The organism is Streptomyces sp. NPDC004111 (assembly GCF_042874215.1).
Taxonomy (GTDB): domain Bacteria; phylum Actinomycetota; class Actinomycetes; order Streptomycetales; family Streptomycetaceae; genus Streptomyces.
Genome location: NZ_JBIAMU010000023.1, coordinates 43,424 through 67,227 on the forward strand (window position 1 = coordinate 43,424; position 23,804 = coordinate 67,227).

Below are 23,804 nucleotides of genomic sequence, written 5' to 3' on the forward strand. Positions count from 1 at the left end.
GCGGTCCGCCCCGGCAATCCCCGGCAAGAGGAGACCACCATGGCCACCTTCCCCGACCACCACGCCCCCGGCAGCCCGGCCGCGGGCGCGCCGGTGCCCGGCAGTCCGGTCCTCGTCGTCGGGGCGGGCCCCGTCGGTCTGACCGCCGCCCGTGAACTGGCCCGCCGGGGCGTGCCCGTACGCCTCGTCGACGCCGCCCCGGGCCCCGCCCCCACCAGCCGTGCGGTGGCCGTCCACCCGCGCACCCTGGAGACCTTCGACCAGATGGGCGTGGCCCGGGGCGTGCTGGCGAGCGGCCGGCACAACAAGGCGTTCACCATGTACGCGGCCGGGCGGCGCCTGGTGCGGCTGCAGGCCGACTACGCGGCGATGCCCACCCGGTTCCCGTACACCGTCGTCATCGAGCAGACCCGCACCGAGGAACTGCTGCGCGAGGCCTGCGCGGAGTTCGGGGTGCGGCCCGAGTGGGGGGTGCGGCTGACCGGGCTGACGCAGGACGCGCACGGCGTCCGGGCCCGTCTCGTGCACGCGGACGGCACGGTGGAGGAGTACCGCACGCCCTGGCTGGTGGGCTGCGACGGCGGGCACTCCGCCGTCCGCAAACAGCTCGCCCTGCCCCTGCTCGGCGAGTCCAGCGAGACCTGGCAGCTGGCCGACGCCCCCGTGACCATGGACCTGCCGCCCGACACCATCTACTGGGCGCACGCCGACGGGCACGCCCTGATGATGGTGCCCTACCTGCGCGAGGGGCACTGGCGGCTGCTCGACACCGCCCCGGGGCCGAACGCCGCCGACGAGACGCCCGCCGAGGCCGCCGCCCGCTTCTCCGCCAAGCTCAGCGCGGGACTGGGCCGCGAGGTGCGGGTCGGCGAACCGTCCTGGACGTCCGTCTTCACCTTCCAGCAGCGCATGGTGCCCACCATGAACGACGGCCGCGTCTTCGTGGCGGGCGACGCGGCGCACGTGCACAGCCCCGCCTCCGGCCAGGGCATGAACACCGGGATCCAGGAGGCGTACAACCTCGCCTGGAAGCTCGCCATGGTCGTGCACGGCCAGGCCGGGCGGGCCCTGCTCGACACCTACAGCCAGGAGCGGGTGCCGGTGGGCCGGGCGCTGCTCGGCTCCACCGGCAGGGCCACCTTCCTGGTCCAGTTCAAGAACACCCTGGCGCCGGTGATGCTGCCGCTGGTGTTCGCCGTCGTGCGCAGGGTGCCCGCGCTGCGCCGCAGAATCCAGCGCAAGGTGCTCGGCGGCATGTCCGGGCTGCTGCGGCACTACGCCGAGTCCCCGCTGACCACCCCCGGTGAGCCGCCGCTGCCGCCCGCCGGGTCCCGCGCGGCGGCGGTGGCCGCCGCCCTGCCCGAGGGGCCGTGCGCCCGCGCGCTGTACGCCGAACTGCGCGACGTCCGCTGGAGCCTGCTGTACGTCCCCGACGGCGGCACGGCGGACCGCACCGCGGCCAAGGCGGCGGGGGCGGGCGAGTGGCTGTCGGTACGGGCGATCGGCGCCGCCCCCGGACAGCGCGCGGCAGCGGGCGCGGTGCCCCTGCCCGACCCCGGCGGACACCTGCGCGCGGCCCTCGGCACGGCCGCCGGCGGCTGGGTGCTGGTGCGCCCCGACGGCTATCTCGCGGCGGGCGGCACCCGGCTGACGGACCGGCGGCTGGAGCGGGCGCTGTCGGTGCTCGGTCCGGTGCCCCTCCACCGTTCCTCCGGCGGCTCTCCAGCGGTCCCGGACACGGTCGTCAGCACCACCCGAGTCATGGAGGGATCGCGATGACGACGCTGACGGACCCGCCCACCGCAGCCCCGGCGCCGGAGGGACGCATCCACCGCACCGTGCACACGACGGAGGTCGCCGCCCCCGCGGGCGCCGTCTACGGGCTGATCGCGGACGCCACCAGGTGGCCGCTGTTCTTCGGCCCGAACGTGCACGTCGAGCGGCTCTCCTGCGACGGGAGCGACGAGCACCTGGAGATGTGGGCGCTCGCGGGCGGCCGGGTGAAGCACTGGACCTCGCGCCGCCGCCTGGACGCCGCCGCCCGGCGGGTCGCGTTCCGCCAGGAGGTGCCCGCGCCGCCGCTGTCGGCGATGTCCGGCGCCTGGGTCGTGGAGCCGCGGGGCGCCGAGCGCACCGGGCTGACCCTGCTGCACGACTTCTCGGTGCCCGGCGACCGGGCCGAGGACGTGGCCTGGGTGGAGCGCGCCACCGACACCAACAGCCGCACCGAACTGGCGAACCTGGCCCGCCTGGGCGAGCGCTGGGCGCGCCTGGACGAACTGGTGCTGTCCTTCGAGGACTCGGTGCGGGTGGCCGCGCCCGCCGCCCCGGTCTACGGCTTCCTCCAGCGGGTCGCCGACTGGCAGCGGCTGCTGCCGCACGTCTCGCGCCTGGAGGTGGACGAGGAGGGCCCGGTGCAGGTCATGACGATGGACACGCTGACCGCCGACGGCGCCTCGCACACCACCGAGTCGGTGCGCGTCTGCTTCCCCGCGTCGGGGCGCATCGTCTACAAGCAGACCCGCACCCCCGCCCTGATGGAGGCCCACACCGGCTGCTGGACGGTCCGCGAGGACGCGCACGGCACCACCGTCACCTCGCAGCACAGCGTGGTGGTGCGCGAGGAGAACATCACCGCCGTACTGGGCGCCGGCGCCGACGTCGCCGCCGCCCGCACGTACCTGCGAGAGGCGCTCGGCCGCAACAGCACCGCCACCCTGAACCACGCCAAGCGGTACGCGGAGGGCCTCGCGGGCTGATCCGCCGCCCGGCCCCCGCACCCCGGCAGGACAGACCGGCCCGCCCCCCCCCGCCCCTGCCGGGGGGACGGCTCCAGCCGCGCTCCACCACCGTCGGAGAGGCTCGGTGAAGGTCCCATGACACCAACCGCTGGGGGCAGGACGATGAGACGCGTGGTCATCACGGGCATCGGGGTCGTCGCCCCCGGCCGGCCCGGCACCAAGGAGTTCTGGTCGCTGCTCACCTCCGGACGCACGGCCACCCGCACCCTCACCCTCCTGGACCCCGCGCCCTACCGTTCGCAGGTCGCCGCCGAGGCCGACTTCGACCCGCTGGAGCAGGGCCTGGACGCCGCGGACGCCGTACGCCTGGACCGGGCCGCCCAGTTCGCGCTCGTCAGCGCGCGCGAGGCGCTCGCCGACAGCGGGCTCGACGGGCTCCCCGACCCCACCAGGTGCGGGGTCACCCTGGGCAGCGCGCTGGGCTGCACCACCTCCCTGGACCACACCTTCGACAAGGTCAGCGACGGCGGCCGGCGGTGGCTGGTGGACCACGTGCGGGCGCCCAGGGACCTGTACGACTGGTTCGTGCCCTCCTCGATGGCGGCCGAGGTGGCCCGTGCGGCGGGCGCCCGGGGACCGGTGTCGCTGGTGTCCACCGGCTGCACCTCCGGCCTGGACGCCGTCGGCCACGCCGTCGACCTGGTGCGCGAGGGCAGCGCGGAGGTGATGGTCACCGGGGCCGCCGAGGCACCGATCTCACCGATCAGCTTGGCCTGCTTCGACGTCATCAGGGCCACCACCCCGCGCAACGACACCCCGGCGACCGCCTCCCGGCCCTTCGACCGCACCCGCAACGGGTTCGTGCTCGGCGAGGGGGCCGCGGTGCTGGTCGTCGAGGAACTGGAGCACGCGCGGCGGCGCGGCGCGGCGGTGTACGCCGAGATCTCCGGCTTCGCCTCGCGCAGCAACGCGTACCACATGACCGGACTGCGCGCCGACGGCGCGGAGATGGCCGAGGCCATCTCCGCGGCCCTGGACGAGGCCCGGCTCGACCCGGGCGCGGTGGACTACGTCAACGCGCACGGCTCGGGCACCAAGCAGAACGACCGGCACGAGACCGAGGCGTTCAAGCGGAGCCTGGGGGCGCGGGCGTACGAGATCCCGGTCAGCTCGATCAAGTCGATGATCGGGCACTCGCTGGGCGCGGTCGGCGCCCTGGAGATCGCCGCGTGCGCGCTGGCCATCGAGCACGGGGTGGTGCCGCCGACGGCGAACCTGCACGAGAGCGACCCGGCCTGCGACCTCGACTACACCCCGCTCACCGCCCGCGAGCAGCGCACCGACACCGTGCTGACGGTCGGCAGCGGCTTCGGCGGGTTCCAGAGCGCCATGGTCCTCAACCGCCTTGACGTGCGCCGAACGGGCGCACCCCGAGCGGCCGTCGCCACCGCCGGCCCGAAGGGAGCAGCCGCATGAGCACCGCAGCCCACACCCCCGCGCACCCCGTCCACGCCCCGCCCGCCACCGCCGTCTTCACCGGGATCGGCGTCGCCGCCCCCGGCGGTCTCGGCACCGGGACGTGGTGGGAGTCCGTACTGCGCGGCGAGAGCGGCATCGGCCCCGTCACCCGCTTCGACGCCTCGCCCTACCCGGTGCGCATCGCCGGTCAGGTGCCCGGCTTCGTCGACGAGGAGCACGTCTCCAGCCGGCTGCTGCCGCAGACCGACCGGGTCACCCGGCTGTCCCTGGCCGCCGCTCAGGAGGCCCTCGACCACGCGGGCGTCGACCTGTCCTCGATGCCCCCGTACGCGGCGGGCGTCGTCACCGCGAACTCGGCGGGCGGCTTCGAGTTCGGCCAGCGCGAACTCGAAGCCCTGTGGAGCAAGGGCCCCCAGCACGTCAGCGCGTACCAGTCCTTCGCCTGGTTCTACGCCGTCAACAGCGGCCAGATCTCCATCAGGCACGGCCTGCGCGGCGCGTCCGGCGTGGTCGTCAGCGAACAGGCGGGCGGCCTCGACGCGGTCGCGCACGCCCGCCGCCAGATCCGCAAGGGCGCCCGTCTCGTGGTGACCGGCGGCCTCGACTCGGCCCTGTGCCCCTGGGGCTGGGCCGCCCACCTGGCCGGCGGCGGGATGAGCACCTGCGAGGACCCCGCGCGCGCCTACCGGCCGTTCGCCGAGGACGCCTGCGGGCACGTGGTGGGGGAGGGCGGCGCGCTGCTGGTCATGGAGGACGCGGCGAGCGCGGCCGACCGCGGCGCCCGGGTGTACGGGAGCCTGGCCGGGCACTCCGCCACCTTCGACGCCGACCCGCACAGCCCCGGGCTGGCCGACGCGGCGGCCCTCGCGCTCGCGGACGCCGGGCTGGTGGCCGCCGACGTCGACCTCGTGCTGGCGGACGGGGCGGGCGGGCGTGCCGCCGACCGGGCGGAGGCCGCCGCCCTGACCGCCCTCTTCGGGCCGTACGGGGTGCCCGTGACCGCGCCCAAGAGCATGGCGGGACGGCTGGCCGCGGGCGGCGCCGCCCTGGACCTGGCCGCCGCCCTGCTGGCCCTGCGCGACCAGGTGATCCCGCCCACCACCGGCACCGAACGCCCCGCCGCCGACTGCCCGGTGGACCTGGTGATCGGCCGCCCCCGCACCGGTGTGCCGCTGCGCACCGTCCTGGTGCTGGCCCGGGGCCGGGGCGGCTTCAACTCGGCGGCCGTCGTACGCGCCCCCTGACCCCCCCCCACGCCACACGAAGCACGACCCGGACGACAGAGAGGTACGACCCATGGAACAGGAGCCGATGCGACTCGCGGACCTGGTGCGGCTGTTGCGCGAATGCGCGGGCCAGGCGGAGGGGATCGACCTCGACGGGGACATCCTGGACACCGAGTTCGGCGACCTCGGCTACGACTCGCTGGCCATGCTGGAGACCACCGGCCGGGTCGAGCGCGACTACGCCGTGGTGCTCGACGAGGAGGAGCTGGACGAGGCGTACACCCCGCGCCGCTACCTCGCCATGGTCAACCAGGCGCTGACCGCGGCCCGTTCCGCGGTGATCTGAAACCCCCCCGCCTGATCCGCCGGACAGGTTCTAGCGCACCTCCACCCCCTCTCCGGCGGCATTGGGCACATTCGTGGTCCAAGGTCGAGAAAGGTGGAGCCGATGTCAGCTGAGCCGATGCCCGGCGAGCGGGTACTTCGCACGGCGTACACGGTGGAGGTCCAGGCCCCGGCGGGCGTGGTGTACGGGCTGGTCTCCGACACCACCCGCTGGCCGCTGGTCATGCCGCCCACCGTGCACGTGGAGCGGCTCGACTTCGACGGGGCCGAGGACCGCTTCCAGATGTGGGTCACCGCCAACGGCGAGGTGAAGTCCTGGTTCTCCCGGCGGTCCATGGACCCGGTGGCGCGCCGCATCTCCTTCCGGCACGAGACCCCGGCCGCCCCCGCCCTGGCGATGGGCGGGCAGTGGAGCGTGGACGAGCTCGCGGACGGCCGGTGCAGGCTCACCCTGGACCACGACTTCACCGTGGCCGCCGGCCTGCCCGACGACGAGGCCTGGCTCCGGCTCGCCACCGACACCAACAGCCGGGCCGAACTCGACCGGATCAGGGCGGCGGCCGAGAACGCGGAGCGGCACGCCGCACTCCTCGTCTCCGTCGAGGACGAACTGACAGTCAAGGCGTCCCCGGAGGCCCTGCACGACTTCCTGTACCGGATCGGGGACTGGCCGGCCACCGTGCCGCACGTCGCCCGGGTGACGGTGGACGAACTGTCGCCCGGCGTGCAGCGGGTCGCCATGGACACCCTGGCCGCCGAGGGGGCCGCGCAGACCACGCGGTCCACCGAGGCCGTCCGGATCTGCTTCCCGGCCGCGTACCGGATCGTGGAGAAGCGCACCGTGCCCGCCCCGCTGTTCGCCGAACACGTCCTGGAGTGGTCGCTGTCGGCCGACGAGAGCGACGTCACCGCCCTGTGCCGGCACACCGTGCTGCTGCGCGAGGAGGCCGTGGCCGAGGTGCTGGGCGCCGGTACGAGCCTGGCGCAGGCCCGTGGCCACGTGCGCGAGACGCTCGGCCGGGAGAGCCGCAGCATCCTCGCCCGCGCCGCCCGGCACGCGCGCGGCGCCGTACGCCCGCTCTGACCCCGCCCCCGCCCCCGGCCCGGGGCACCGCACCGCACCCCGACCGGGGAGGAAGCCCCTGACCGGGGAGGAGGAAGGAATCCGATGGCCTCGTCGGAGCAGCCGCGCCCGCACCCCCCGCGCAGCCCCCGCTCCGGGGACGGCGGCCCGCTGCGCGTGCCCGCCTCCCCCTCCCAGCAGGACCTGCTGCTCGACGCGCTGGTGCGCCCCGGGGCCGGGCTGCACGTCGAGCAGATGGCGGTGCGCTGGCGGGGCCCGCTGGACGTGCCGCGGTTCGTCGCCGCCTGGCAGGCGCTGTACGACGGCGACGCCGTGCTGCGCACCGGGCTCGCCGCGCCCACCGGGGAACCGCCCGCGCTGGCCGTCCACCCGAGGGTGGTGCCGCGGATCGCCCACCACGGGGCGGACAGCGGCGCCGACTGGCACAGCCTGGTGCGCGGCGAGCGGCTGCGCGAGTTCGACCTGCGGCGCGCGGGGCAGCTGCGGGTGGCGCTCCTGGAGGACCCCGGGCCCGCCGGGGCGGCCGGCCGGGCCCGGGTGACCCGGCTGCTGTTCACCTACCACCACGCCTTCCTCGACGGGCGCAGCATGCGCGCCCTGCTGCGGTCCTTCCTGCGCGCGTACGTCGCCGACGGCCGGCCGCGGGGCGGTGCGCGCCGCCCCGACGTGCGGGACCACGCGCGGTGGCTGTCGCGGCAGGACGCGGTGGCCGCCCGGGAGTTCTGGATGCGCACCGCCGCCACGCCGCCGGATGCCGTCACGCTGCCCGCGCTGCCGCTGGCCCCGCCGCCGGGGGCGGCGGCGGGGCAGGGGCACGAGTGGTTCCGGGAGCGGCTGACCCCGCTGGAGGCGGCGCGGCTGCGGACCTGGGCGGCCGTGCAGGGGGCCGCCGAGTCGACCGCCCTGCAGGCGGTGTGGTCGCTGCTGCTGTACCGGGCCGCCCGGTCGGCCTCCCCGCGGACCGTGGACCCGGTGCCGGTGGTGTTCTCGGTGGCCGTCTCCGGCCGGGGCATCGCGCTGCCCGGTGTGGAGCTGCTCTCCGGGCCGCTGCGCGCGGTCCATCCGCTGCACGTGCGGGTGGCGGCCGGGATGCCGGTGGCGCGGCTGCTGGACACGCTGGGCGCGCGGGCGCTGGAGGGCGCGGCGTACGAGTGGGTCTCCGGCGGGCAGATCGAGAGCTGGGCCGCGGCCCCCGCCGCCGGGCCCGCTTCCCCGCGTCCCGGCGACCCGCCTGCCCCCGGCGGGACGGCCGCGGTGCCGCGCCCCGAGTCGCTCGTGGTCTTCGAGCCGCCGCCGACCGTCGGCCTGGTCCCGGGCCCCGGCGGCGGCCTGTACGGGATCTCGGCCGCCGCGTCCGCCGCCTCGGCCGCCGGCCTGGCGGGCGAACTGGCCGCGGAGGGCGTGCGGGTGGACGAGCCGGAGATCCTGCTGGCGCCCACCGCGCTGCCGCTGACCCTGGTCGCCCGGCACGACGCCGAGGGCGGCCTGGTGCTGACCTGCGTGCACGACCGCGCCCGGTTCCCCGACGCGGACGCGGCCGGGCTCCTGGCCCAGGCGGCCCGGCTGCTGCGGACCCTGTCCGACGGCCGGGGCGCGCTCGACGTGTCCGGCGCCCTGGACGTGCTCGGCGGCCTGCCCGTACCGCGCGCGACCCCTCAACCGCCTTTGCCCGCAAGGGTGTTGAGGAGGGCGGCCGGGCCGGGTGCGGGCACCATCTGCGTGCTGCCGGCGGCGGGCTCGCCGCCCGGCTGCTACGACCGGCTGCCCGAGCTGTTCGACGGACCGCAGGCGCTGGCCGTGCTGCCCCCGGGCAGCGACCCGGACCGGTGCCTGGAGGTGCTGCGCCCCGGGCTCGCCCGGCACGAGCCGGTGTTCCTCGGCGGCTTCTCCGGCGCGGGCGACGGCGCCCGGCGGGCCGCGGCCCGGGTCGCCGCGCACGGCTGGTACCCGCCGCCGGTCGCGATCGGCGGCAGCCCCGAGGGCGGGGCCGAGCCGCTGCGGGTGCTGGCCCGCGTGCTGGAGGACACGGTGGCGGCGGCCGGAACGAGCGCCGTATGACACCCCGTACGCCGTCCGCGCGACGCACCCGCCCCCGTGCCGCCCGCACCACGACCACCGCACCGCACCACCCCGGACCCTTTCCCGGCCCAACCCATCAGGAGTGACATGTCCCGCCGTCTGTTCACCTCGGAGTCCGTGACCGAGGGCCACCCCGACAAGATCGCCGACCAGATCAGCGACACCGTCCTCGACGCGCTCCTCACCGAGGACCCCGCCTCCCGCGTCGCCGTCGAGACGATGATCACGACCGGTCTGGTGCACATCGCGGGCGAGGTGACGACCAAGGCGTACGCCCCGATCGCCGCCCTGGTCCGCGAGAAGGTCCTGGAGATCGGCTACGACTCCTCCGCGAAGGGCTTCGACGGCGCCTCCTGCGGCATCTCGGTGTCCATCGGCGCGCAGTCCCCGGACATCGCGCAGGGCGTCGACACCGCCTACGAGAAGCGGGTCGAGGGCGAGGACGACGAGCTGGACAAGCAGGGCGCGGGCGACCAGGGCCTGATGTTCGGCTACGCCTGCGACGAGACCCCCGAGCTGATGCCGCTGCCCATCCACCTCGCGCACCGGCTCTCCCACCGCCTCACCGAGGTCCGCAAGGACGGCACCGTCCCCTACCTGCGTCCCGACGGCAAGACCCAGGTCACCGTCGAGTACGACGGCGACCGGGCGGTCCGGCTGGACACCGTCGTCGTCTCCTCGCAGCACGCCGCCGACATCGACCTGGACGGGCTGCTGGCCCCCGACATCAAGGAGCACGTGGTCGACCACGTGCTGAACCGCCTGGCCGCCGACGGCATCAAGCTCGACACCGAGGGCTACCGCCTGCTGGTCAACCCGACCGGCCGTTTCGAGATCGGCGGCCCGATGGGCGACGCGGGCCTGACCGGCCGCAAGATCATCATCGACACGTACGGCGGCATGGCCCGGCACGGCGGCGGCGCCTTCTCCGGCAAGGACCCGTCCAAGGTCGACCGCTCCGCCGCGTACGCGATGCGCTGGGTCGCCAAGAACGTCGTCGCCGCCGGCCTCGCCTCGCGCTGCGAGGTCCAGGTCGCGTACGCGATCGGCAAGGCCGAGCCGGTCGGCCTGTTCGTCGAGACCTTCGGCACCGCCACGATCGACACCGACAGGATCGAGCACGCCATCGCCGAGGTCTTCGACCTTCGCCCGGCCGCGATCATCCGCGACCTCGACCTGCTGCGCCCGATCTACTCCCAGACCGCCGCCTACGGCCACTTCGGCCGCGAGCTGCCCGACTTCACCTGGGAGCGCACCGACCGGGCCGAGGCGCTCAAGGCCGCCGCCGCCCGCTGACGCGTGTGTGGCCGCGCCCGCCGCGGCCACCGGCGCCCTTTTGTAGTAACCCCGTATCCCCTCCCCGCACGCTCGCCCCGAAACCGGCCCGGACCGGCCCGGATACCCCTCCGCAGGAGACCCCAGTGCGCATAGCGGTAACAGGATCCGTCGCCACGGATCACCTCATGGCCTTTCCGGGCCGGTTCGTCGACCAGCTGCTCCCCGACCAGCTGGCCCACCTCTCGCTGTCCTTCCTCGTCGACACCCTGGAGGTGCGGCGCGGCGGGGTGGCGGCCAACATCGCCTACGGGCTCGGCTCGCTGGGGCTGAACCCCCTGCTCGCCGGGGCGGTGGGTGCCGACTTCGCGGAGTACGAGGTCTGGCTCAAGGAGCACGGCGTGGACACCGCCGGGGTGTACGTCTGCGACTCCCTGCAGACCGCCCGCTTCATGTGCATGACCGACCAGGACGCCAACCAGATCGCCTCCTTCTACGCCGGGGCCATGGCCGAGTCCGCCCGGATCGACCTGTGCGAACTGGCCGTCCGCTGCGGCCCGCCGGACCTGGTGCTGATCTCGCCCAGCTCGCCCGAGGCCATGCTCCGGCACACCGGGCAGTGCCGGGAGCTGGGCGTCCCGTTCGCCGCCGACCCCTCCCAGCAGCTCGCCCGGCTGGCGCGGGACGAGGTACGCGCCCTGGTCGAGGGGGCGCGCTGGCTGTTCACCAACGAGTACGAGTCCGCGCTGCTGCGCGAGCGCACCGGGTGGAGCACCGGCGAGGTGCTGGAGCGCGTCGGCTCCTGGGTCACCACCCTCGGCTCCCGGGGCGTGCGCATCGAACGCCGGGAGGCCACCGGGACGGTCACCGTCACGGTGGGGGCCGTCCCCGACGTGACGGCCGCGGACCCCACCGGGGTCGGCGACGCCTTCAGGGCCGGTTTCCTCGCCGCGGTGAGCCACGGCGCACCGGCCGAGTCCGCCGCCCGGCTGGGCTGCGCGATGGCGGCCCTGGCTCTGGGCGCCGTCGGCTCCCAGTCGTACGAGGCCGAGCCCGCCACGCTCCTGGCCACCGTCGCAGCGGCCTACGGGGCCGGGGCGGCCAAGGACCTGGCGCCCGTGCTGAACAGGGCGGGGGACCGGTCGTGAGCGACACCGCGAGCCGCGCCCGCGCCGACGCCCTGCGCGAGGCCTTCGCCTCCCGGGTCGTCGTCGCCGACGGCGCCATGGGCACCATGCTCCAGGCGCAGGACCCCACCCTGGAGGACTTCCAGCAGCTGGAGGGCTGCAACGAGATCCTCAACGTCACCCGCCCCGACATCGTGCGCTCCGTCCACGAGGAGTACTTCGCGGCGGGCGTGGACTGCGTGGAGACCAACACCTTCGGCACCAACCACGCCGCCCTCGCCGAGTACGAGATCGTCGAGCGGAACTTCGAACTGGCCGAGGCGGGCGCCAGGATCGCCCGCGAGGTCGCCGACGAGTTCACCGCCTCCACGGGCCGGCAGCGCTGGGTACTGGGCTCGATGGGCCCCGGCACCAAGCTGCCCACCCTCGGCCACACCGACTACGCCACCCTGCGCGACGCGTACCGCACCAACGCGGAGGGCCTGCTCGCCGGTGGCGCCGACGCCCTCCTCGTCGAGACCACCCAGGACCTCCTGCAGACGAAGTCCGCGCTGGTCGGCGCCCGCCGGGCGATGGACGCGCTGGGCTTCCGGGTCCCGCTGATCTGCTCGGTGACGGTCGAGACGACCGGCACCATGCTGCTCGGCTCGGAGATCGGCGCGGCACTGACCTCGCTGGAGCCCCTCGGCATCGACATGATCGGGCTGAACTGCGCGACCGGCCCCGCCGAGATGACCGAGCACCTGCGCCACCTGGCCCGGCACGCCGGGATCCAGCTGTCCTGCATGCCCAACGCGGGCCTGCCGGTGCTCACCAAGGACGGCGCGCACTACCCGCTCTCGCCCGCGGAGCTGGCCGACGCGCAGGAGAACTTCGTGCGCGAGTACGGGCTCTCGCTGGTCGGCGGCTGCTGCGGCACCACCCCCGAGCACCTGCGCCAGGTGGTCGAGCGGGTGCGCGGTCTGGTGCCGCCGCCGCGCGACCCGCGCCCGGAGGCCGGGGCGTCCTCGCTGTACCAGGCGGTGCCGTTCCGGCAGGACACCTCGTACATGGCGATCGGCGAGCGCACCAACGCGAACGGGTCGAAGAAGTTCCGCGAGGCGATGCTGGAGGCCCGCTGGGACGACTGCGTGGAGATGGTCCGCGACCAGATCCGCGAGGGCGCCCACATGGTGGACCTGTGCGTGGACTACGTGGGCCGCGACGGCGTCGCCGACATGAAGGAACTGGCGGGCCGCTTCGCCACCGCCTCGACCCTTCCCGTCGTGCTGGACTCCACCGAACTGCCGGTCCTGCGGGCCGGGCTGGAGATGCTCGGCGGGCGCGCGGTCATCAACTCCGTCAACTACGAGGACGGCGACGGCCCCGAGTCCCGGTTCGCCCAGGTCACCGCCCTCGCCCGGGAGCACGGCTCCGCCCTGATCGCGCTCACCATCGACGAGCAGGGCCAGGCCCGCACCATCGAGCACAAGGTCGCCATCGCCGAGCGCCTCATCACCGACCTCACCACCAACTGGGGGGTGCGCGAGTCGGACATCCTCATCGACGTCCTCACCTTCACCATCTGCACCGGCCAGGAGGAGTCCCGCGGCGACGGCATCGCCACCCTCGGCGCCATCCGCGAGCTGAAGCAGCGTCACCCCGACGTGCAGACCACGCTCGGTCTGTCCAACATCTCCTTCGGCCTCAACCCGGCCGCCCGGGTGCTGCTGAACTCCGTCTTCCTCGACGAGTGCGTCAAGGCCGGCCTGGACTCCGCCATCGTGCACGCCTCCAAGATCCTGCCCATCGCCCGCTTCGACGAGGAGCAGGTGCGCACCGCGCTGGACCTGATCCACGACCGGCGCGCGGAGGGCTACGACCCGCTCCAGAAGCTCATGGCGCTCTTCGAGGGCGTCAACACCAAGTCGCTGAAGGCGGGCCGCGCCGAGGAACTGCTCGCGCTGCCGCTGGAGGAGAGGCTGCGGCGCCGCATCGTCGACGGCGAGAAGAACGGCCTGGAGGCCGACCTCGACGAGGCCCTCGCCGACCGGCCCGCCCTCGACATCGTCAACGACACCCTGCTCGAAGGCATGAAGGTGGTCGGCGAGCTGTTCGGCTCGGGCCAGATGCAGCTGCCGTTCGTGCTCCAGTCCGCCGAGGTCATGAAGACGGCCGTGGCCCATCTGGAGCCGCACATGGAGAAGTCGGACGCCGACGGCAAGGGCACCATCGTGCTCGCCACCGTCCGCGGCGACGTCCACGACATCGGCAAGAACCTCGTCGACATCATCCTCTCCAACAACGGCTACAACGTCGTCAACCTCGGCATCAAGCAGCCCGTCTCGGCGATCCTCGAAGCGGCGGTCGAGCACCGGGCGGACGTGATCGGCATGTCCGGTCTGCTGGTGAAGTCCACGGTGATCATGAAGGAGAACCTGGAGGAGCTGAACCAGCGCAAGATGGCCGCCGACTATCCGGTGATCCTCGGCGGTGCCGCGCTGACCAGGGCGTACGTGGAGCAGGACCTGCACGAGATCTACCAGGGCGAGGTGCGCTACGCCCGCGACGCGTTCGAGGGCCTGCGCCTGATGGACGCTCTCATGGGCGTCAAGCGGGGCGTGCCGGGCGTGGAGCTCCCGCCCCTGAAGCAGCGCCGGGTCCGCCCCGCCGGACCGGCCGCCCCGGCCGACGAGCGCCCGGCGGAGGAGGGCTCGGTGCGCTCCGACACCGCCACCGACAACCCCGTACCGACCCCGCCGTTCTGGGGCACCCGCGTGGTCAAGGGCATCCAGCTCAAGGAGTACGCCTCCTGGCTCGACGAGGGCGCCCTGTTCAAGGGCCAGTGGGGCCTCAAGCAGGCCCGCACCGGCGGCGCCACGTACGAGGAGCTGGTGGAGAGCGAGGGAAGGCCCCGGCTGCGCGGGCTCCTGGACAGGCTGCACACCGAGAACCTGCTGGAGGCGGCCGTGGTGCACGGCTACTTCCCGTGCGTCGCCAAGGGCGACGACCTGATCGTCCTGGACGAACAGGGCCTGGAGCGCACCCGGTTCACCTTCCCCCGCCAGCGGCACGGCCGTCGCCTGTGCCTGGCGGACTTCTTCCGGCCCGAGGAGTCCGGCGAGGTCGACGTGGTCGGCTTCCAGGTCGTCACGGTCGGCTCGAAGATCGGCGAGGAGACCGCGAAGCTCTTCGAGGCCAACGCCTACCGCGACTACCTCGAACTGCACGGCCTCTCCGTCCAGCTCGCCGAGGCGCTGGCCGAGTACTGGCACGCCCGGGTCCGCTCCGAACTGGGCTTCGCCGGCGAGGACCCCGCCGACGTCGAGGACATGTTCGCCCTCAAGTACCGCGGCGCCCGCTTCTCCCTCGGCTACGGCGCCTGCCCCAACCTGGAGGACCGCGCCAAGATCGCCGAACTCCTGGAGCCCGAGCGGATCGGCGTCCACCTCTCCGAGGAGTTCCAGCTCCACCCGGAGCAGTCCACCGACGCGATCGTCATCCACCACCCCGCGGCCACGTACTTCAACGCCCGCTGACGTCCGCCGCCACCGGGCCCGCCGACACCGGAAGGAACGATCCCTTGACTGCTGTCTTCGCCGAACGAGAGGCCCCGGCCGCACCCCCCGCCCCCGAACCCGCCCGCGCGCTGCCGAACCCGCGCCCCACCGTGCGCGAAGTGCTGGCCGACGGGCGGCGCTCGTTCTCCTTCGAGTTCTTCCCGCCCAAGACGGCGGCGGGGGAGCGGACGCTGTGGAACGCGATCCGCCGCATCGAGAGCTGCGCGCCCTCCTTCGTCTCCGTCACCTACGGGGCGGGCGGCTCCTCCCGCGACCGCACCGTCGAGGTCACCAAGCGCATCGCGGCCGAGACCACCCTGCGCCCGGTCGCGCACCTCACCGCGGTCGGCCACTCGCGGGCCGAACTGCGCCGGATCATCGGCCAGTACGCGGACGCCGGCATCCGGGACGTGCTCGCCCTGCGCGGCGACCCGCCCGGCGACCCGCGCGGCGCCTGGACCCCGCACCCGGACGGCTTCACGCACGCCCACGAACTGGTCACCATGATCCGGCAGTTGGGCGACTTCAGCGTCGGCGTGGCCGCCTTCCCCGAGCGGCACCCGCGTTCGCCGGGCTGGACCGACGACATCCGCCACTTCGCCGCCAAGTGCCGGGCGGGCGCCGACTACGCGATCACCCAGATGTTCTTCCACGTGGAGGACTACCTGCGGCTGCGCGACCGGCTGATGTCGGTGGGCTGTCTGACCCCCATCATCCCGGAGATCATGCCCGCCACCGACTTCCGCCAGATCCGGCGCTTCGCCGAACTCAGCGACGCCCGCTTCCCCGACGCCCTGGCGCAGCGGCTCGAAGCGGCCCAGGACAACCCGGCCGACGGCCACCGGATCGGCGTCGAGTACGCCACCGAGATGTCGCAGCGCCTGCTCGCCGAGGGGGCGCCCGGACTGCACTACATCACCCTCAACAAGTCCACCGCGACGCTGGAGATCCACCAGAACCTCGCCGTGGACACCGCCAAGCCGCAGCCGCGGCCGTAATCGACGCGCCGCACCCCACTCACCTCTCACGCACACCACGGAGCAGCCCCGATGGACTTCACCGACTTCAAGGTCGCCGACCTCTCCCTCGCCGAGTTCGGCCGCAAGGAGATCACCCTGGCCGAGCACGAGATGCCCGGCCTGATGTCGATCCGCCGCGAGTACGCGGCGGCGCAGCCGCTGGCCGGTGCCCGCATCACCGGTTCCCTGCACATGACGATCCAGACCGCCGTGCTCATCGAGACGCTGGTCGCCCTCGGCGCCGAGGTCCGCTGGGTGTCCTGCAACATCTACTCCACCCAGGACCACGCCGCCGCCGCGATAGCCGCCGCCGGAATCCCGGTCTTCGCCTGGAAGGGCGAGACGCTGGAGGAGTACTGGTGGTGCACGGAGCAGGCGCTGACCTGGCCGGGCCACGCGGGACCGAACATGATCCTGGACGACGGCGGCGACGCGACGCTGCTGGTCCACAAGGGCGTCGAGTACGCGAAGGCGGGCTCGGTGCCGGACCCCTCGACCGCCGACAACGAGGAAATGGCGCTGGTCCTGGCCCTGCTGCACAAGTCGGAGCTGGACTGGCCGGCCCTGGCCGCCGGCATCCGGGGCGTCACCGAGGAGACCACCACCGGCGTCCACCGCCTGTACGAGATGCACCGCGACGGCCAGCTCCTGTTCCCCGCGATCAACGTGAACGACGCCGTGACCAAGTCGAAGTTCGACAACAAGTACGGCTGCCGCCACTCGCTGATCGACGGCATCAACCGCGCGACGGACGTCCTGATCGGCGGCAAGACGGCGGTGGTCTTCGGCTACGGCGACGTCGGCAAGGGCTCCGCGGAGTCGCTGCGCGGCCAGGGCGCCCGGGTGATCGTCACAGAGATCGACCCGATCTGCGCGCTCCAGGCGGCGATGGACGGCTACCAGGTCGCCACGCTCGACGAGGTGGTGGAGACGGCCGACATCTTCATCACCACCACCGGCAACAAGGACATCATCATGGCCTCGGACATGGCCAAGATGAAGCACCAGGCCATCGTGGGCAACATCGGCCACTTCGACAACGAGATCGACATGGCCGGTCTCGCGAAGATCGACGGCATCGTGAAGGACGAGGTGAAGCCGCAGGTCCACACGTGGACGTTCCCGGACGGCAAGGTCCTGATCGTCCTCTCCGAGGGCCGCCTGCTCAACCTGGGCAACGCGACCGGTCACCCGTCCTTCGTGATGTCGAACTCCTTCGCGGACCAGACGCTGGCCCAGATCGAGCTGTTCACCAAGCCGGAGGAGTACCCGACCGACGTCTACGTGCTGCCCAAGCACCTGGACGAGAAGGTCGCCCGCCTCCACCTCGACGCCCTCGGCGTCAAGCTCACGACGCTCCGCCAGGAGCAGGCCGACTACATCGGCGTCCAGGTCGAGGGCCCGTACAAGCCGGACCACTACCGCTACTGAGTGAACCTGGTCGGGGGACCGGCCGCCGCCCGCTACGGTATGACGCGACGGGCCCCTCGCCACTTGGTTTGGCGAGGGGCCCGTCTTCGGTACCGCCGGTCAGACTGTGTGTGTGGCGGCGAAGGCGGAGAATGCCGCCCACGCTTCCGGGTTCACGTCGAACGTGGGGGAGTCGGAGCCGAGCTTGCTGTCACGGACGTGGACGTCGGCGCACGGGCACGTCGCTACCTCGACGCACTCGCCTCCCTCGTTGCCGGAGTACGACGACTTGTGCCAGCCGTGCGCGATCTCGATGCAGGCGCCGCCCTCGTTGCCGCTGTAACTCGACTTGAACCATGCAGAGTTCGGGGGGTGGTTACTCATAGCTCTCCTGCCAGTTTGCGGATGAACTCCAGTGACTCCGGAGCCCGGAGCGCGTGCGATCGGATCATTCCATACCGAAGTTCGAGGACGCCGATGTCCTTCGGAGAGGAATAGAAGGTGGAACCGCCGCCCTGGTATTCCACGTAGACCACCGGGCGTCCCTCCCCTGTGGTCAGGAGGATCATTGGCCCGTCGAGACCGACGTGGGTCTCGACCTCGGTCGGCATCACGTGCACATCCACGTTCCGCATCCCCGCACAGGCAGCCAGGTGCTCCAGCTGCTCCTTGTGGACGGCGGTACCGCCTATGGGCCGCCGGAGGACCTGCTCCTCGATGACGAAGCACAGCGAAGCAGCGGGCCGACGGGTGAGGAGCTGCTGACGGTCGATACGGCCCTGGATACGGTCCTCGATCTGGTCTTCCTCCAGCAGCGGAACACGAGCGGAGAGCACCGTCCGCGCGTGTGCCTCCGTCTGAAGGAGACCGTTGATCGCGTGGTTGTCGTACGTGAACAGCCGCTGCACGTTGGCCTCGGCCTCCGCGTACTCCTGGAAGAACATCGGATGCTCCGGCCGCACCAGATCCTCCATCATCACCAGCAGCAGCCCGTCCGCCTCCAGCGCCTCGTCCACGTCCTGGATGTAATCGGGTGTGGGCCGGATGGACCCCGACTCCACCTTCTGCACCGTCGAGAGGGAGTACCCGCGCTTCGAGCGGTCCGCGAGCTGCTCCTGTGTCAGCCCCCGCAGGCTCCGCAGCCGCTTCTGCTGGAGACCGAAGATCCGCCATGCGAGCGGCTTCTGGTCCCTTCCCTCGTCCTGGCCGTCCATCGTCACGCCTTTCGCCCCTGACCGGCCGCGTGCGACCCGCAACGGGCCCGCAAGAGACCCGCAAGGGAATCCGGGGACACCCTCAACAGGCCTGCGACCGGTTGCTTTCCCACCCGCAAGATGAATCCTGCGGACCGGTTCCAGTACAGACGGTAGTCGTCCGCTGACAGCCTTCTACCCATGAGCAGCGAATCACCATCAACCGAACTCACCATCGACAAAGCCGAGTTGAGCAGTGGTCAGGACATCCTCTTCACGCCGGAGTGGATTCCCGACACCGGACACTCCGTCATCAAGATCGGCGTGTACGTCGGCGCGGTACGTGTCTACGGCGAGTTCGGCCGCGCGGTCGCCGCCCGTCTCCACACCGTCACCGAGCACCGCAGCGGGGCCGTCGTCACCCACGTCTCCGCCCCCGACGCCTGGTACTTCCTCACCGAGCCCGGGGCAGGGGCCGGCCTGCGCTGGCCGCCGGGCGTCAAGCTCCTGGGCGTGGAGCGCGACGACTACCTCGGCATCCCCGCGCTGACCGGCCCCACCGCCCCGTACGCCTGGTGGGCGGCGCCCACCCACGAGGCGCCCCTCGTGGACCCCTCGACCCTGCACACCGTGTGCTGCGCGCTCTCCGCATGGCAGCTCGGCCGGTCGGCCGCGACCACCGGCCGCGCGGCGGCGGGCGGGACGACGTGAGCGCCGGGGGGCAGCCCGACCCGGCCGCCGTGCGCGCACTCTGCCGCCCCGTCCTCGCCGCGAGGATCCTCCCCGAACGGGACACGATCCTGAGCACCGCCGCCGCCCTGGAGTCGGCCTTCCAGCAGCTCGCGGACGCGGTCGGCGACGACCCGCCCCGCCTGATGGCCGCCAGCCACCACAAGGCCGTCGCCCTGGGCAGGGCCCTCGTCCGCGACCGGCCGTCCACCGACCCCAGCGCCGGGCACCCCGACGCCTACCTGTGGACGCAGGGCGAGCGCGACCGCGCGTACCAGCAGCACATGTTCGCCTACGCCCGCCGCCTGGCCGACGTCGTACGGACCCTCGCCGACACCCTCACCCTCAAGAACGGCCTCCACGGGTGAGCGCCACCACCTGGATCGTCGCGGCCACCGCGGTCCTGACCGCGTACCTCGTGGCCCGTGCCGAATCCGCCGCCCGCCGCCGCCGCGACAGCCCGGCCCGCCCCCGCGACCACCCTGGGCGCGACCGGGACACGAACCGATAGGGCCGCGTCGCTGTGCGGTCCGCGGCCCGGGTCCGGCCGGATCGGGCCGCCGGGCCTGGAGCTTCGCTCAAGGACGGTTCAAGAGGCCGGGGCCCGGCATCGGGGGAGTGCCACGATCGGATGTCCGTGCCATGGGCAGGCAGTACTCCGACCACTCAGATGAGGACGCAGCCATGAGCCACCCGCCGACCGGGAGCTACTCCCCGCAGCACACCGGCAACTTCCCGCCACCTCAGCACAACCAGCAGTACCAGGCCTACCAGCAGCAGGGATTCCCGCAGCAGGGCCCGCAGCCGCAGGGCTTCCCGCAGGCCGGCGCGGCCGGCGCGCGGGCCGCCTCGGGCGCGGGGAGCACCAAGCTCTCGACGGCGCTGATCATCGTCCCGACCGTCCTGATCGGCCTGATGGCCGGGCTGTTCTTCGCCTTCGACGTCTCGGTCATGCCGGGCCTCGCGGACGGCGACAACCGTACGTACGTCACGGCGATGCAGCACTTCAACGCGTCCATCGACGGCAACGGGCTGTTCGGCATGGCCTTCGTGTGCGCCCTGCTGGTCGCGGTCGCCTCGGCGGTGGTCGAACTGCGCAAGGGGCGCAAGCAGATCGCGCTGTGGGTCGGCATCGCCGCCGTGCTCTACTTCATCGTGCTCATGATCACCTTCTCGGTGAACATCCCGCTCAACAACGAGCTGGCCAGGGCCGGCAGCGCCGCCAAGCTCACCGACTTCTCCATCGTGGAGAAGTTCAAGACGACCTGGGTCACCACCAACATCCTGCGCACCCTGCTGTGCACCGCGGCCCTGACCCTGATGGCCCGCGCCCTGGTGCTCTACGGGCGTGCCACCCGCTGAACAGTCCCCACCGCCAGGCCCGAAGGGGTCCCGCCAGGACCGCGGGGCCCCTTCGGCGTGCTCCCGGCCGGTCGGGCGCCCGGCCCGTCAGGCGGTGGGCAGGCCGCCGTTGAGCACCAGGGCCCAGGCCAGGAAGCCCACCGCGGCCGTGCACAGCAGGGTCCGCCACACGTTCGCCCGCGCCCACGGGCCCTCGAACGCGCGCCGCACCGCCGTCGGGTCGGGGATGCGGGCCACCGGGCCCGCCTTCTCCAGCGCGTTGTTCAGCGGGATGTTGACCTTGTTGGTGACGCCCATCGAGGCGAGGTAGCAGACCAGCGCCGCGATCAGCGGCGGCAGTACGCCGCGGCCGTCCGAGGGCACGTGCAGGGCCAGCGCCACCGCCGTGAACAGGAACGCGCCGATGTAGCCGAGCACGAACCATCCGTTGAGGATGGCCACGTTGATGCGCTGCATGACGTCGATGACGCTGCGGTCGTCCTGGGTGCGCCGCAGGGCCGGCATCACCGACACGGAGAAGCCGTAGAACAGGCCGCTGACCAGTCCCATGGTGCTGATCGCGGCGATGAGCGAGGCCAGGCGTGCGGTCTCCACGGTGGGGTCCCCCTACGTGGTCGTGGGCAGAACGGGGCAACAACAGAAGAGGTCATAATCGGGCAAAAACCCATCAAATGACCGCCAAAAGAAGGGTCATAAGCTCGTCAATGAGCCGTGATCTTATGGTGGAAGCGCCGCACACCGCGGAGAACTCAAGCGGGCTTCCAGAAGCCCTTGAGCAGTACGGGCGAAAGTGGCCGCCACCTGGACCGGCACGGGCGCGGACTCCCGTACCCACCCGAGGAGAGGACCCAGCCCGTGAAGGCCACCACCGAGCCCCCGAAGTCCCCCGCCGCCCGCGGCGGCCACCGGCAGCGGCTGGACGCGCTGCGCGCGGACATCGAGCGCCGCAACCCCGCCCAGCCGGAGTTCCACCAGGCCGTGCGGGAGGTGCTGGACACCCTGGCCCCCGTCTTCGAGGCGCGCCCGGAGTACGCGGAGCCGGCCGCGGCCCTGGTGGAGCGGCTCACCGAGCCGGAGCGCCAGATAGTCTTCCGCGTCCCGTGGCAGGACGACCGGGGGCATGTGCAGGTCAACCGGGGCTACCGGGTGGAGTTCAACAGCGCGCTCGGCCCCTACAAGGGCGGGCTGCGCTTCCACCCCTCCGTGAACATCGGCGTGGTGAAGTTCCTCGGCTTCGAGCAGGTCTTCAAGAACGCGCTGACCGGCCTCGGCATCGGCGGCGGCAAGGGCGGCAGCGACTTCGACCCGCACGGCAGGTCCGACGCCGAGGTGATGCGCTTCTGCCAGTCCTTCATGACCGAACTGCACCGCCACATCGGCGAGTACACCGACGTCCCCGCCGGTGACATCGGCGTCGGCGGGCGCGAGATCGGCTTCCTCTTCGGCCAGTACCGGCGCATCACCAACCGCTGGGAGGCCGGGGTGCTGACCGGCAAGGGCCAGGGCTGGGGCGGCTCCGCGATCCGCCCGCAGGCCACCGGCTACGGCAGCGTGCTGTTCGCCGCCGAGATGCTGAAGCAGCGCGGTGCCGGGCTGGACGGGCTGTCCGCCGTCGTCTCCGGCTCCGGCAACGTCGCCCAGTACACCATCGAGAAGCTCCAGCAGCTCGGCGCCAACCCGCTGACCGCCTCCGACTCCCAGGGCTACGTCGTCGACGACAAGGGCATCGACCTCGAACTCCTCCAGCAGATCAAGGAGGTCGAGCGCGGCCGGGTCAGCGAGTACGCCGAGCGCCGGGGCACCAGCGCCCGCTACGTGCCCGGCGGCCGGGTCTGGGACGTCCCCGCGGACGTGGCCTTCCCCTCCGCCACCCAGAACGAGCTGACCGAGCCCGACGCCCTGACCCTGGTGCGCAACGGGGTCCGCGCGGTCTCCGAGGGCGCCAACATGCCCACCACCCCCGAGGCGGTGCACGTCTTCCAGCAGGCCGGCGTCGCCTTCGGCCCCGGCAAGGCCGCCAACGCGGGCGGCGTCGCGGTCAGCGCCCTGGAGATGAGCCAGAACGCGGGCCGGGCGGCCTGGAGCGCCGAGCGGGTCGAGGACGAACTGGCCGCCATCATGCGCTCCATCCACGAGGTCTCCCACGAGACCGCCGCCCGCTACGGGGCCCCGGGCGACTACGTCACCGGCGCCAACATCGCCGGCTTCGAGCGGGTCGCCGACGCGATGCTCGCCCAGGGCGTGATCTGACGGACCACCAGGAGCGGGGCGGGCCGTCGGCTCGACCCCGCTCCTGCCGGGCCGCGAGTGCTCCCCGCGACAGTCGTTGAGGTCTGTACGAACGACGGAGGGGACCGACGATGACGGCGACGGCGACGGCGGCAGGCAGGGCTCCCGAGTACCCGGTGGCCCTGGTCACCGGGGCGACCAGCGGCATCGGGCTGGCCATCGCCCGCGACCTCGGGGCCCGCGGCCACCGGGTGTTCCTCTGCGCCCGGACCGAGAGCGCGGTCAAGCAGACGGTGGAGGACCTGCGCGAAGAGGGCCTGTGCGTCGAGGGCATGGCGGCCGACGTCACCGACCGCGAGGCGGTACGGGCCCTGGTCGCCGAGGCCGTCGCGGTCTTCGGCCCCATCGGCGTCCTGGTGAACAACGCGGGCCGCAGCGGCGGCGGCGCCACCGCCGACATCACCGACGAGCTGTGGCACGAGGTCATCGACACCAATCTGCACAGCGTCTTCCTGCTGACCCGCGAGGTGCTCAACGCGGGCGGACTCGGCACCGCCGACTGGGGCCGGATCATCAACATCGCCTCCACCGCCGGCAAGCAGGGCGTCCTGCTCGGCGCCCCCTACACCGCCTCCAAGCACGCCGTGGTCGGCCTCACCAAGGCCCTCGGCAAGGAACTGGCCCCCACCGGCGTCACCGTCAACGCGGTCTGCCCCGGCTACGTCGAGACCCCGATGGCCGCCCGGGTGCGCAGCGGGTACGCGGCGGCGTGGGACACCACCGAGGAGTACGTCCAGGAACAGTTCGAGGCGAAGATCCCGCTCGGCCGCTACTCCACCCCCGAGGAGGTCGCCGGCCTCGTCGGCTACCTGACCACCGACCTCGCCGCCTCCATCACGGCACAGGCACTGAACGTGTGCGGCGGGCTGGGCAACTTCTGAGCCACCCCGCCGCGGCGACGGGGACC

21 protein-coding genes are annotated in these 23,804 nt (G+C 73.0%); 18 read left to right on the forward strand and 3 right to left on the reverse strand.

Translation table 11 applies throughout. The features are described 5' to 3' along the window. The first annotated feature begins 39 nt into the window (after nt 1–39). The 12 genes from ACFYVL_RS35945 (at nt 40) to ahcY (ending at nt 17,345) form a co-directional block, all read left to right on the forward strand. Nucleotides 40–1,779, forward strand: coding sequence for an FAD-dependent oxidoreductase (locus tag ACFYVL_RS35945; protein ID WP_389252580.1), 1,740 nt, complete (start codon nt 40–42; stop codon nt 1,777–1,779). Next, the gene (locus tag ACFYVL_RS35950) at nt 1,776–2,759 is read left to right on the forward strand and encodes an aromatase/cyclase (protein WP_389252582.1); all 984 of its coding nucleotides are present in this window, start codon (nt 1,776–1,778) and stop codon (nt 2,757–2,759) included. The genes ACFYVL_RS35945 and ACFYVL_RS35950 overlap by 4 nt, the downstream gene beginning before the upstream one ends. A gap of 144 nt (nt 2,760–2,903) precedes the next feature. Continuing rightward, the gene (locus ACFYVL_RS35955) at nt 2,904–4,217 is read left to right on the forward strand and encodes a beta-ketoacyl-[acyl-carrier-protein] synthase family protein (RefSeq protein WP_389252584.1); all 1,314 of its coding nucleotides are present in this window, start codon (nt 2,904–2,906) and stop codon (nt 4,215–4,217) included. Next, entirely contained in the window at nt 4,214–5,464 is a 1,251-nt protein-coding gene (locus ACFYVL_RS35960) for a ketosynthase chain-length factor (protein WP_389252586.1), read from the forward strand. The genes ACFYVL_RS35955 and ACFYVL_RS35960 overlap by 4 nt, the downstream gene beginning before the upstream one ends. Nucleotides 5,465–5,516: 52 nt before the next feature. Then, entirely contained in the window at nt 5,517–5,792 is a 276-nt protein-coding gene (locus ACFYVL_RS35965) for an acyl carrier protein (RefSeq protein WP_389252589.1), read from the forward strand. A 102-nt stretch (nt 5,793–5,894) separates the two neighbouring features. Then, nucleotides 5,895–6,875, forward strand: coding sequence for an SRPBCC family protein (locus ACFYVL_RS35970; protein ID WP_389252591.1), 981 nt, complete (start codon nt 5,895–5,897; stop codon nt 6,873–6,875). Nucleotides 6,876–6,959: 84 nt separating this feature from the next. Continuing rightward, nucleotides 6,960–8,933: a condensation domain-containing protein gene (locus tag ACFYVL_RS35975; RefSeq protein ID WP_389252593.1), complete on the forward strand. Its 1,974-nt coding sequence runs from the start codon at nt 6,960–6,962 to the stop codon at nt 8,931–8,933. A gap of 108 nt (nt 8,934–9,041) precedes the next feature. Then, on the forward strand, nt 9,042–10,250 hold the full coding sequence (gene metK / locus ACFYVL_RS35980; protein ID WP_389252595.1) for a methionine adenosyltransferase: 1,209 nt from the start codon (nt 9,042–9,044) through the stop codon (nt 10,248–10,250). Between the two features lie 125 nt (nt 10,251–10,375). Beyond that, the gene (locus tag ACFYVL_RS35985) at nt 10,376–11,377 is read left to right on the forward strand and encodes a carbohydrate kinase family protein (RefSeq protein WP_389252597.1); all 1,002 of its coding nucleotides are present in this window, start codon (nt 10,376–10,378) and stop codon (nt 11,375–11,377) included. Beyond that, entirely contained in the window at nt 11,374–14,874 is a 3,501-nt protein-coding gene (metH, locus tag ACFYVL_RS35990; protein ID WP_389252599.1) for a methionine synthase, read from the forward strand. The genes ACFYVL_RS35985 and metH overlap by 4 nt, the downstream gene beginning before the upstream one ends. Before the next feature lie 110 nt (nt 14,875–14,984). Then, nucleotides 14,985–15,893: a methylenetetrahydrofolate reductase [NAD(P)H] gene (metF, locus tag ACFYVL_RS35995; protein ID WP_389252753.1), complete on the forward strand. Its 909-nt coding sequence runs from the start codon at nt 14,985–14,987 to the stop codon at nt 15,891–15,893. Nucleotides 15,894–15,944: 51 nt separating this feature from the next. Continuing rightward, nucleotides 15,945–17,345 (forward strand): adenosylhomocysteinase, encoded by a 1,401-nt coding sequence (ahcY, locus tag ACFYVL_RS36000; protein WP_389252601.1) that lies wholly within the window; start codon nt 15,945–15,947, stop codon nt 17,343–17,345. Between the two features lie 99 nt (nt 17,346–17,444). Here the strand turns inward: ahcY and ACFYVL_RS36005 are convergent, their stop codons facing one another. Further along, nucleotides 17,445–17,708: a DUF397 domain-containing protein gene (locus tag ACFYVL_RS36005; protein ID WP_389252603.1), complete on the reverse strand. Its 264-nt coding sequence runs from the start codon at nt 17,706–17,708 to the stop codon at nt 17,445–17,447. After that, the gene (locus ACFYVL_RS36010) at nt 17,705–18,538 is read right to left on the reverse strand and encodes a helix-turn-helix domain-containing protein (RefSeq protein WP_389252755.1); all 834 of its coding nucleotides are present in this window, start codon (nt 18,536–18,538) and stop codon (nt 17,705–17,707) included. The genes ACFYVL_RS36005 and ACFYVL_RS36010 overlap by 4 nt, the downstream gene beginning before the upstream one ends. Nucleotides 18,539–18,718: 180 nt before the next feature. Here ACFYVL_RS36010 and ACFYVL_RS36015 point away from each other — a divergent pair, with 180 nt between their 5' ends. The 4 genes from ACFYVL_RS36015 (at nt 18,719) to ACFYVL_RS36030 (ending at nt 20,608) form a co-directional block, all read left to right on the forward strand. After that, nucleotides 18,719–19,228 carry a hypothetical protein gene (locus ACFYVL_RS36015; RefSeq protein WP_389252605.1) on the forward strand — a complete coding sequence of 170 codons (510 nt, stop codon included), beginning with the start codon at nt 18,719–18,721 and terminating at the stop codon, nt 19,226–19,228. Next, nucleotides 19,225–19,614, forward strand: a complete 390-nt coding sequence (locus ACFYVL_RS36020) for a hypothetical protein (protein ID WP_389252607.1) — start codon at nt 19,225–19,227, stop codon at nt 19,612–19,614. The genes ACFYVL_RS36015 and ACFYVL_RS36020 overlap by 4 nt, the downstream gene beginning before the upstream one ends. Then, the gene (locus tag ACFYVL_RS36025; protein ID WP_389252609.1) at nt 19,611–19,757 is read left to right on the forward strand and encodes a hypothetical protein; all 147 of its coding nucleotides are present in this window, start codon (nt 19,611–19,613) and stop codon (nt 19,755–19,757) included. The genes ACFYVL_RS36020 and ACFYVL_RS36025 overlap by 4 nt, the downstream gene beginning before the upstream one ends. Before the next feature lie 173 nt (nt 19,758–19,930). Beyond that, nucleotides 19,931–20,608 carry a DUF1772 domain-containing protein gene (locus ACFYVL_RS36030; RefSeq protein ID WP_389252611.1) on the forward strand — a complete coding sequence of 226 codons (678 nt, stop codon included), beginning with the start codon at nt 19,931–19,933 and terminating at the stop codon, nt 20,606–20,608. 87 nt (nt 20,609–20,695) lie between these two features. Here ACFYVL_RS36030 and ACFYVL_RS36035 read toward each other — a convergent pair whose 3' ends face one another. Further along, a complete protein-coding gene (locus tag ACFYVL_RS36035) occupies nt 20,696–21,202 on the reverse strand; it encodes a DUF1772 domain-containing protein (RefSeq protein ID WP_389252613.1) in 507 nt (168 codons plus the stop codon). Nucleotides 21,203–21,523: 321 nt separating this feature from the next. Between ACFYVL_RS36035 and gdhA the strand changes: the two genes are divergently transcribed. Then, nucleotides 21,524–22,858: an NADP-specific glutamate dehydrogenase gene (gdhA, locus tag ACFYVL_RS36040; RefSeq protein WP_389252757.1), complete on the forward strand. Its 1,335-nt coding sequence runs from the start codon at nt 21,524–21,526 to the stop codon at nt 22,856–22,858. 110 nt (nt 22,859–22,968) lie between these two features. Then, nucleotides 22,969–23,778 carry an SDR family NAD(P)-dependent oxidoreductase gene (locus tag ACFYVL_RS36045; RefSeq protein WP_389252615.1) on the forward strand — a complete coding sequence of 270 codons (810 nt, stop codon included), beginning with the start codon at nt 22,969–22,971 and terminating at the stop codon, nt 23,776–23,778. Nucleotides 23,779–23,804 lie beyond the last annotated feature (26 nt).

Bases quoted from the DNA above. Each gene is read 5' to 3' on its own strand.
- ACFYVL_RS36045 (WP_389252615.1), top strand. From the start codon at position 22,969: ATGACGGCGACGGCGACGGCGGCAGGCAGGGCTCCCGAGTACCCGGTG.
- ACFYVL_RS36005 (WP_389252603.1), bottom strand. From the start codon at position 17,708: ATGAGTAACCACCCCCCGAACTCTGCATGGTTCAAGTCGAGTTACAGC.
- ACFYVL_RS35955 (WP_389252584.1), top strand. From the start codon at position 2,904: ATGAGACGCGTGGTCATCACGGGCATCGGGGTCGTCGCCCCCGGCCGG.
- ACFYVL_RS35945 (WP_389252580.1), top strand. From the start codon at position 40: ATGGCCACCTTCCCCGACCACCACGCCCCCGGCAGCCCGGCCGCGGGC.
- ACFYVL_RS36030 (WP_389252611.1), top strand. From the start codon at position 19,931: ATGAGCCACCCGCCGACCGGGAGCTACTCCCCGCAGCACACCGGCAAC.
- ACFYVL_RS36010 (WP_389252755.1), bottom strand. From the start codon at position 18,538: ATGGACGGCCAGGACGAGGGAAGGGACCAGAAGCCGCTCGCATGGCGG.
- ACFYVL_RS35970 (WP_389252591.1), top strand. From the start codon at position 5,895: ATGTCAGCTGAGCCGATGCCCGGCGAGCGGGTACTTCGCACGGCGTAC.
- ACFYVL_RS35960 (WP_389252586.1), top strand. From the start codon at position 4,214: ATGAGCACCGCAGCCCACACCCCCGCGCACCCCGTCCACGCCCCGCCC.
- metK (WP_389252595.1), top strand. From the start codon at position 9,042: ATGTCCCGCCGTCTGTTCACCTCGGAGTCCGTGACCGAGGGCCACCCC.
- ACFYVL_RS35975 (WP_389252593.1), top strand. From the start codon at position 6,960: ATGGCCTCGTCGGAGCAGCCGCGCCCGCACCCCCCGCGCAGCCCCCGC.
- ahcY (WP_389252601.1), top strand. From the start codon at position 15,945: ATGGACTTCACCGACTTCAAGGTCGCCGACCTCTCCCTCGCCGAGTTC.
- ACFYVL_RS35965 (WP_389252589.1), top strand. From the start codon at position 5,517: ATGGAACAGGAGCCGATGCGACTCGCGGACCTGGTGCGGCTGTTGCGC.
- ACFYVL_RS35950 (WP_389252582.1), top strand. From the start codon at position 1,776: ATGACGACGCTGACGGACCCGCCCACCGCAGCCCCGGCGCCGGAGGGA.
- ACFYVL_RS36015 (WP_389252605.1), top strand. From the start codon at position 18,719: ATGAGCAGCGAATCACCATCAACCGAACTCACCATCGACAAAGCCGAG.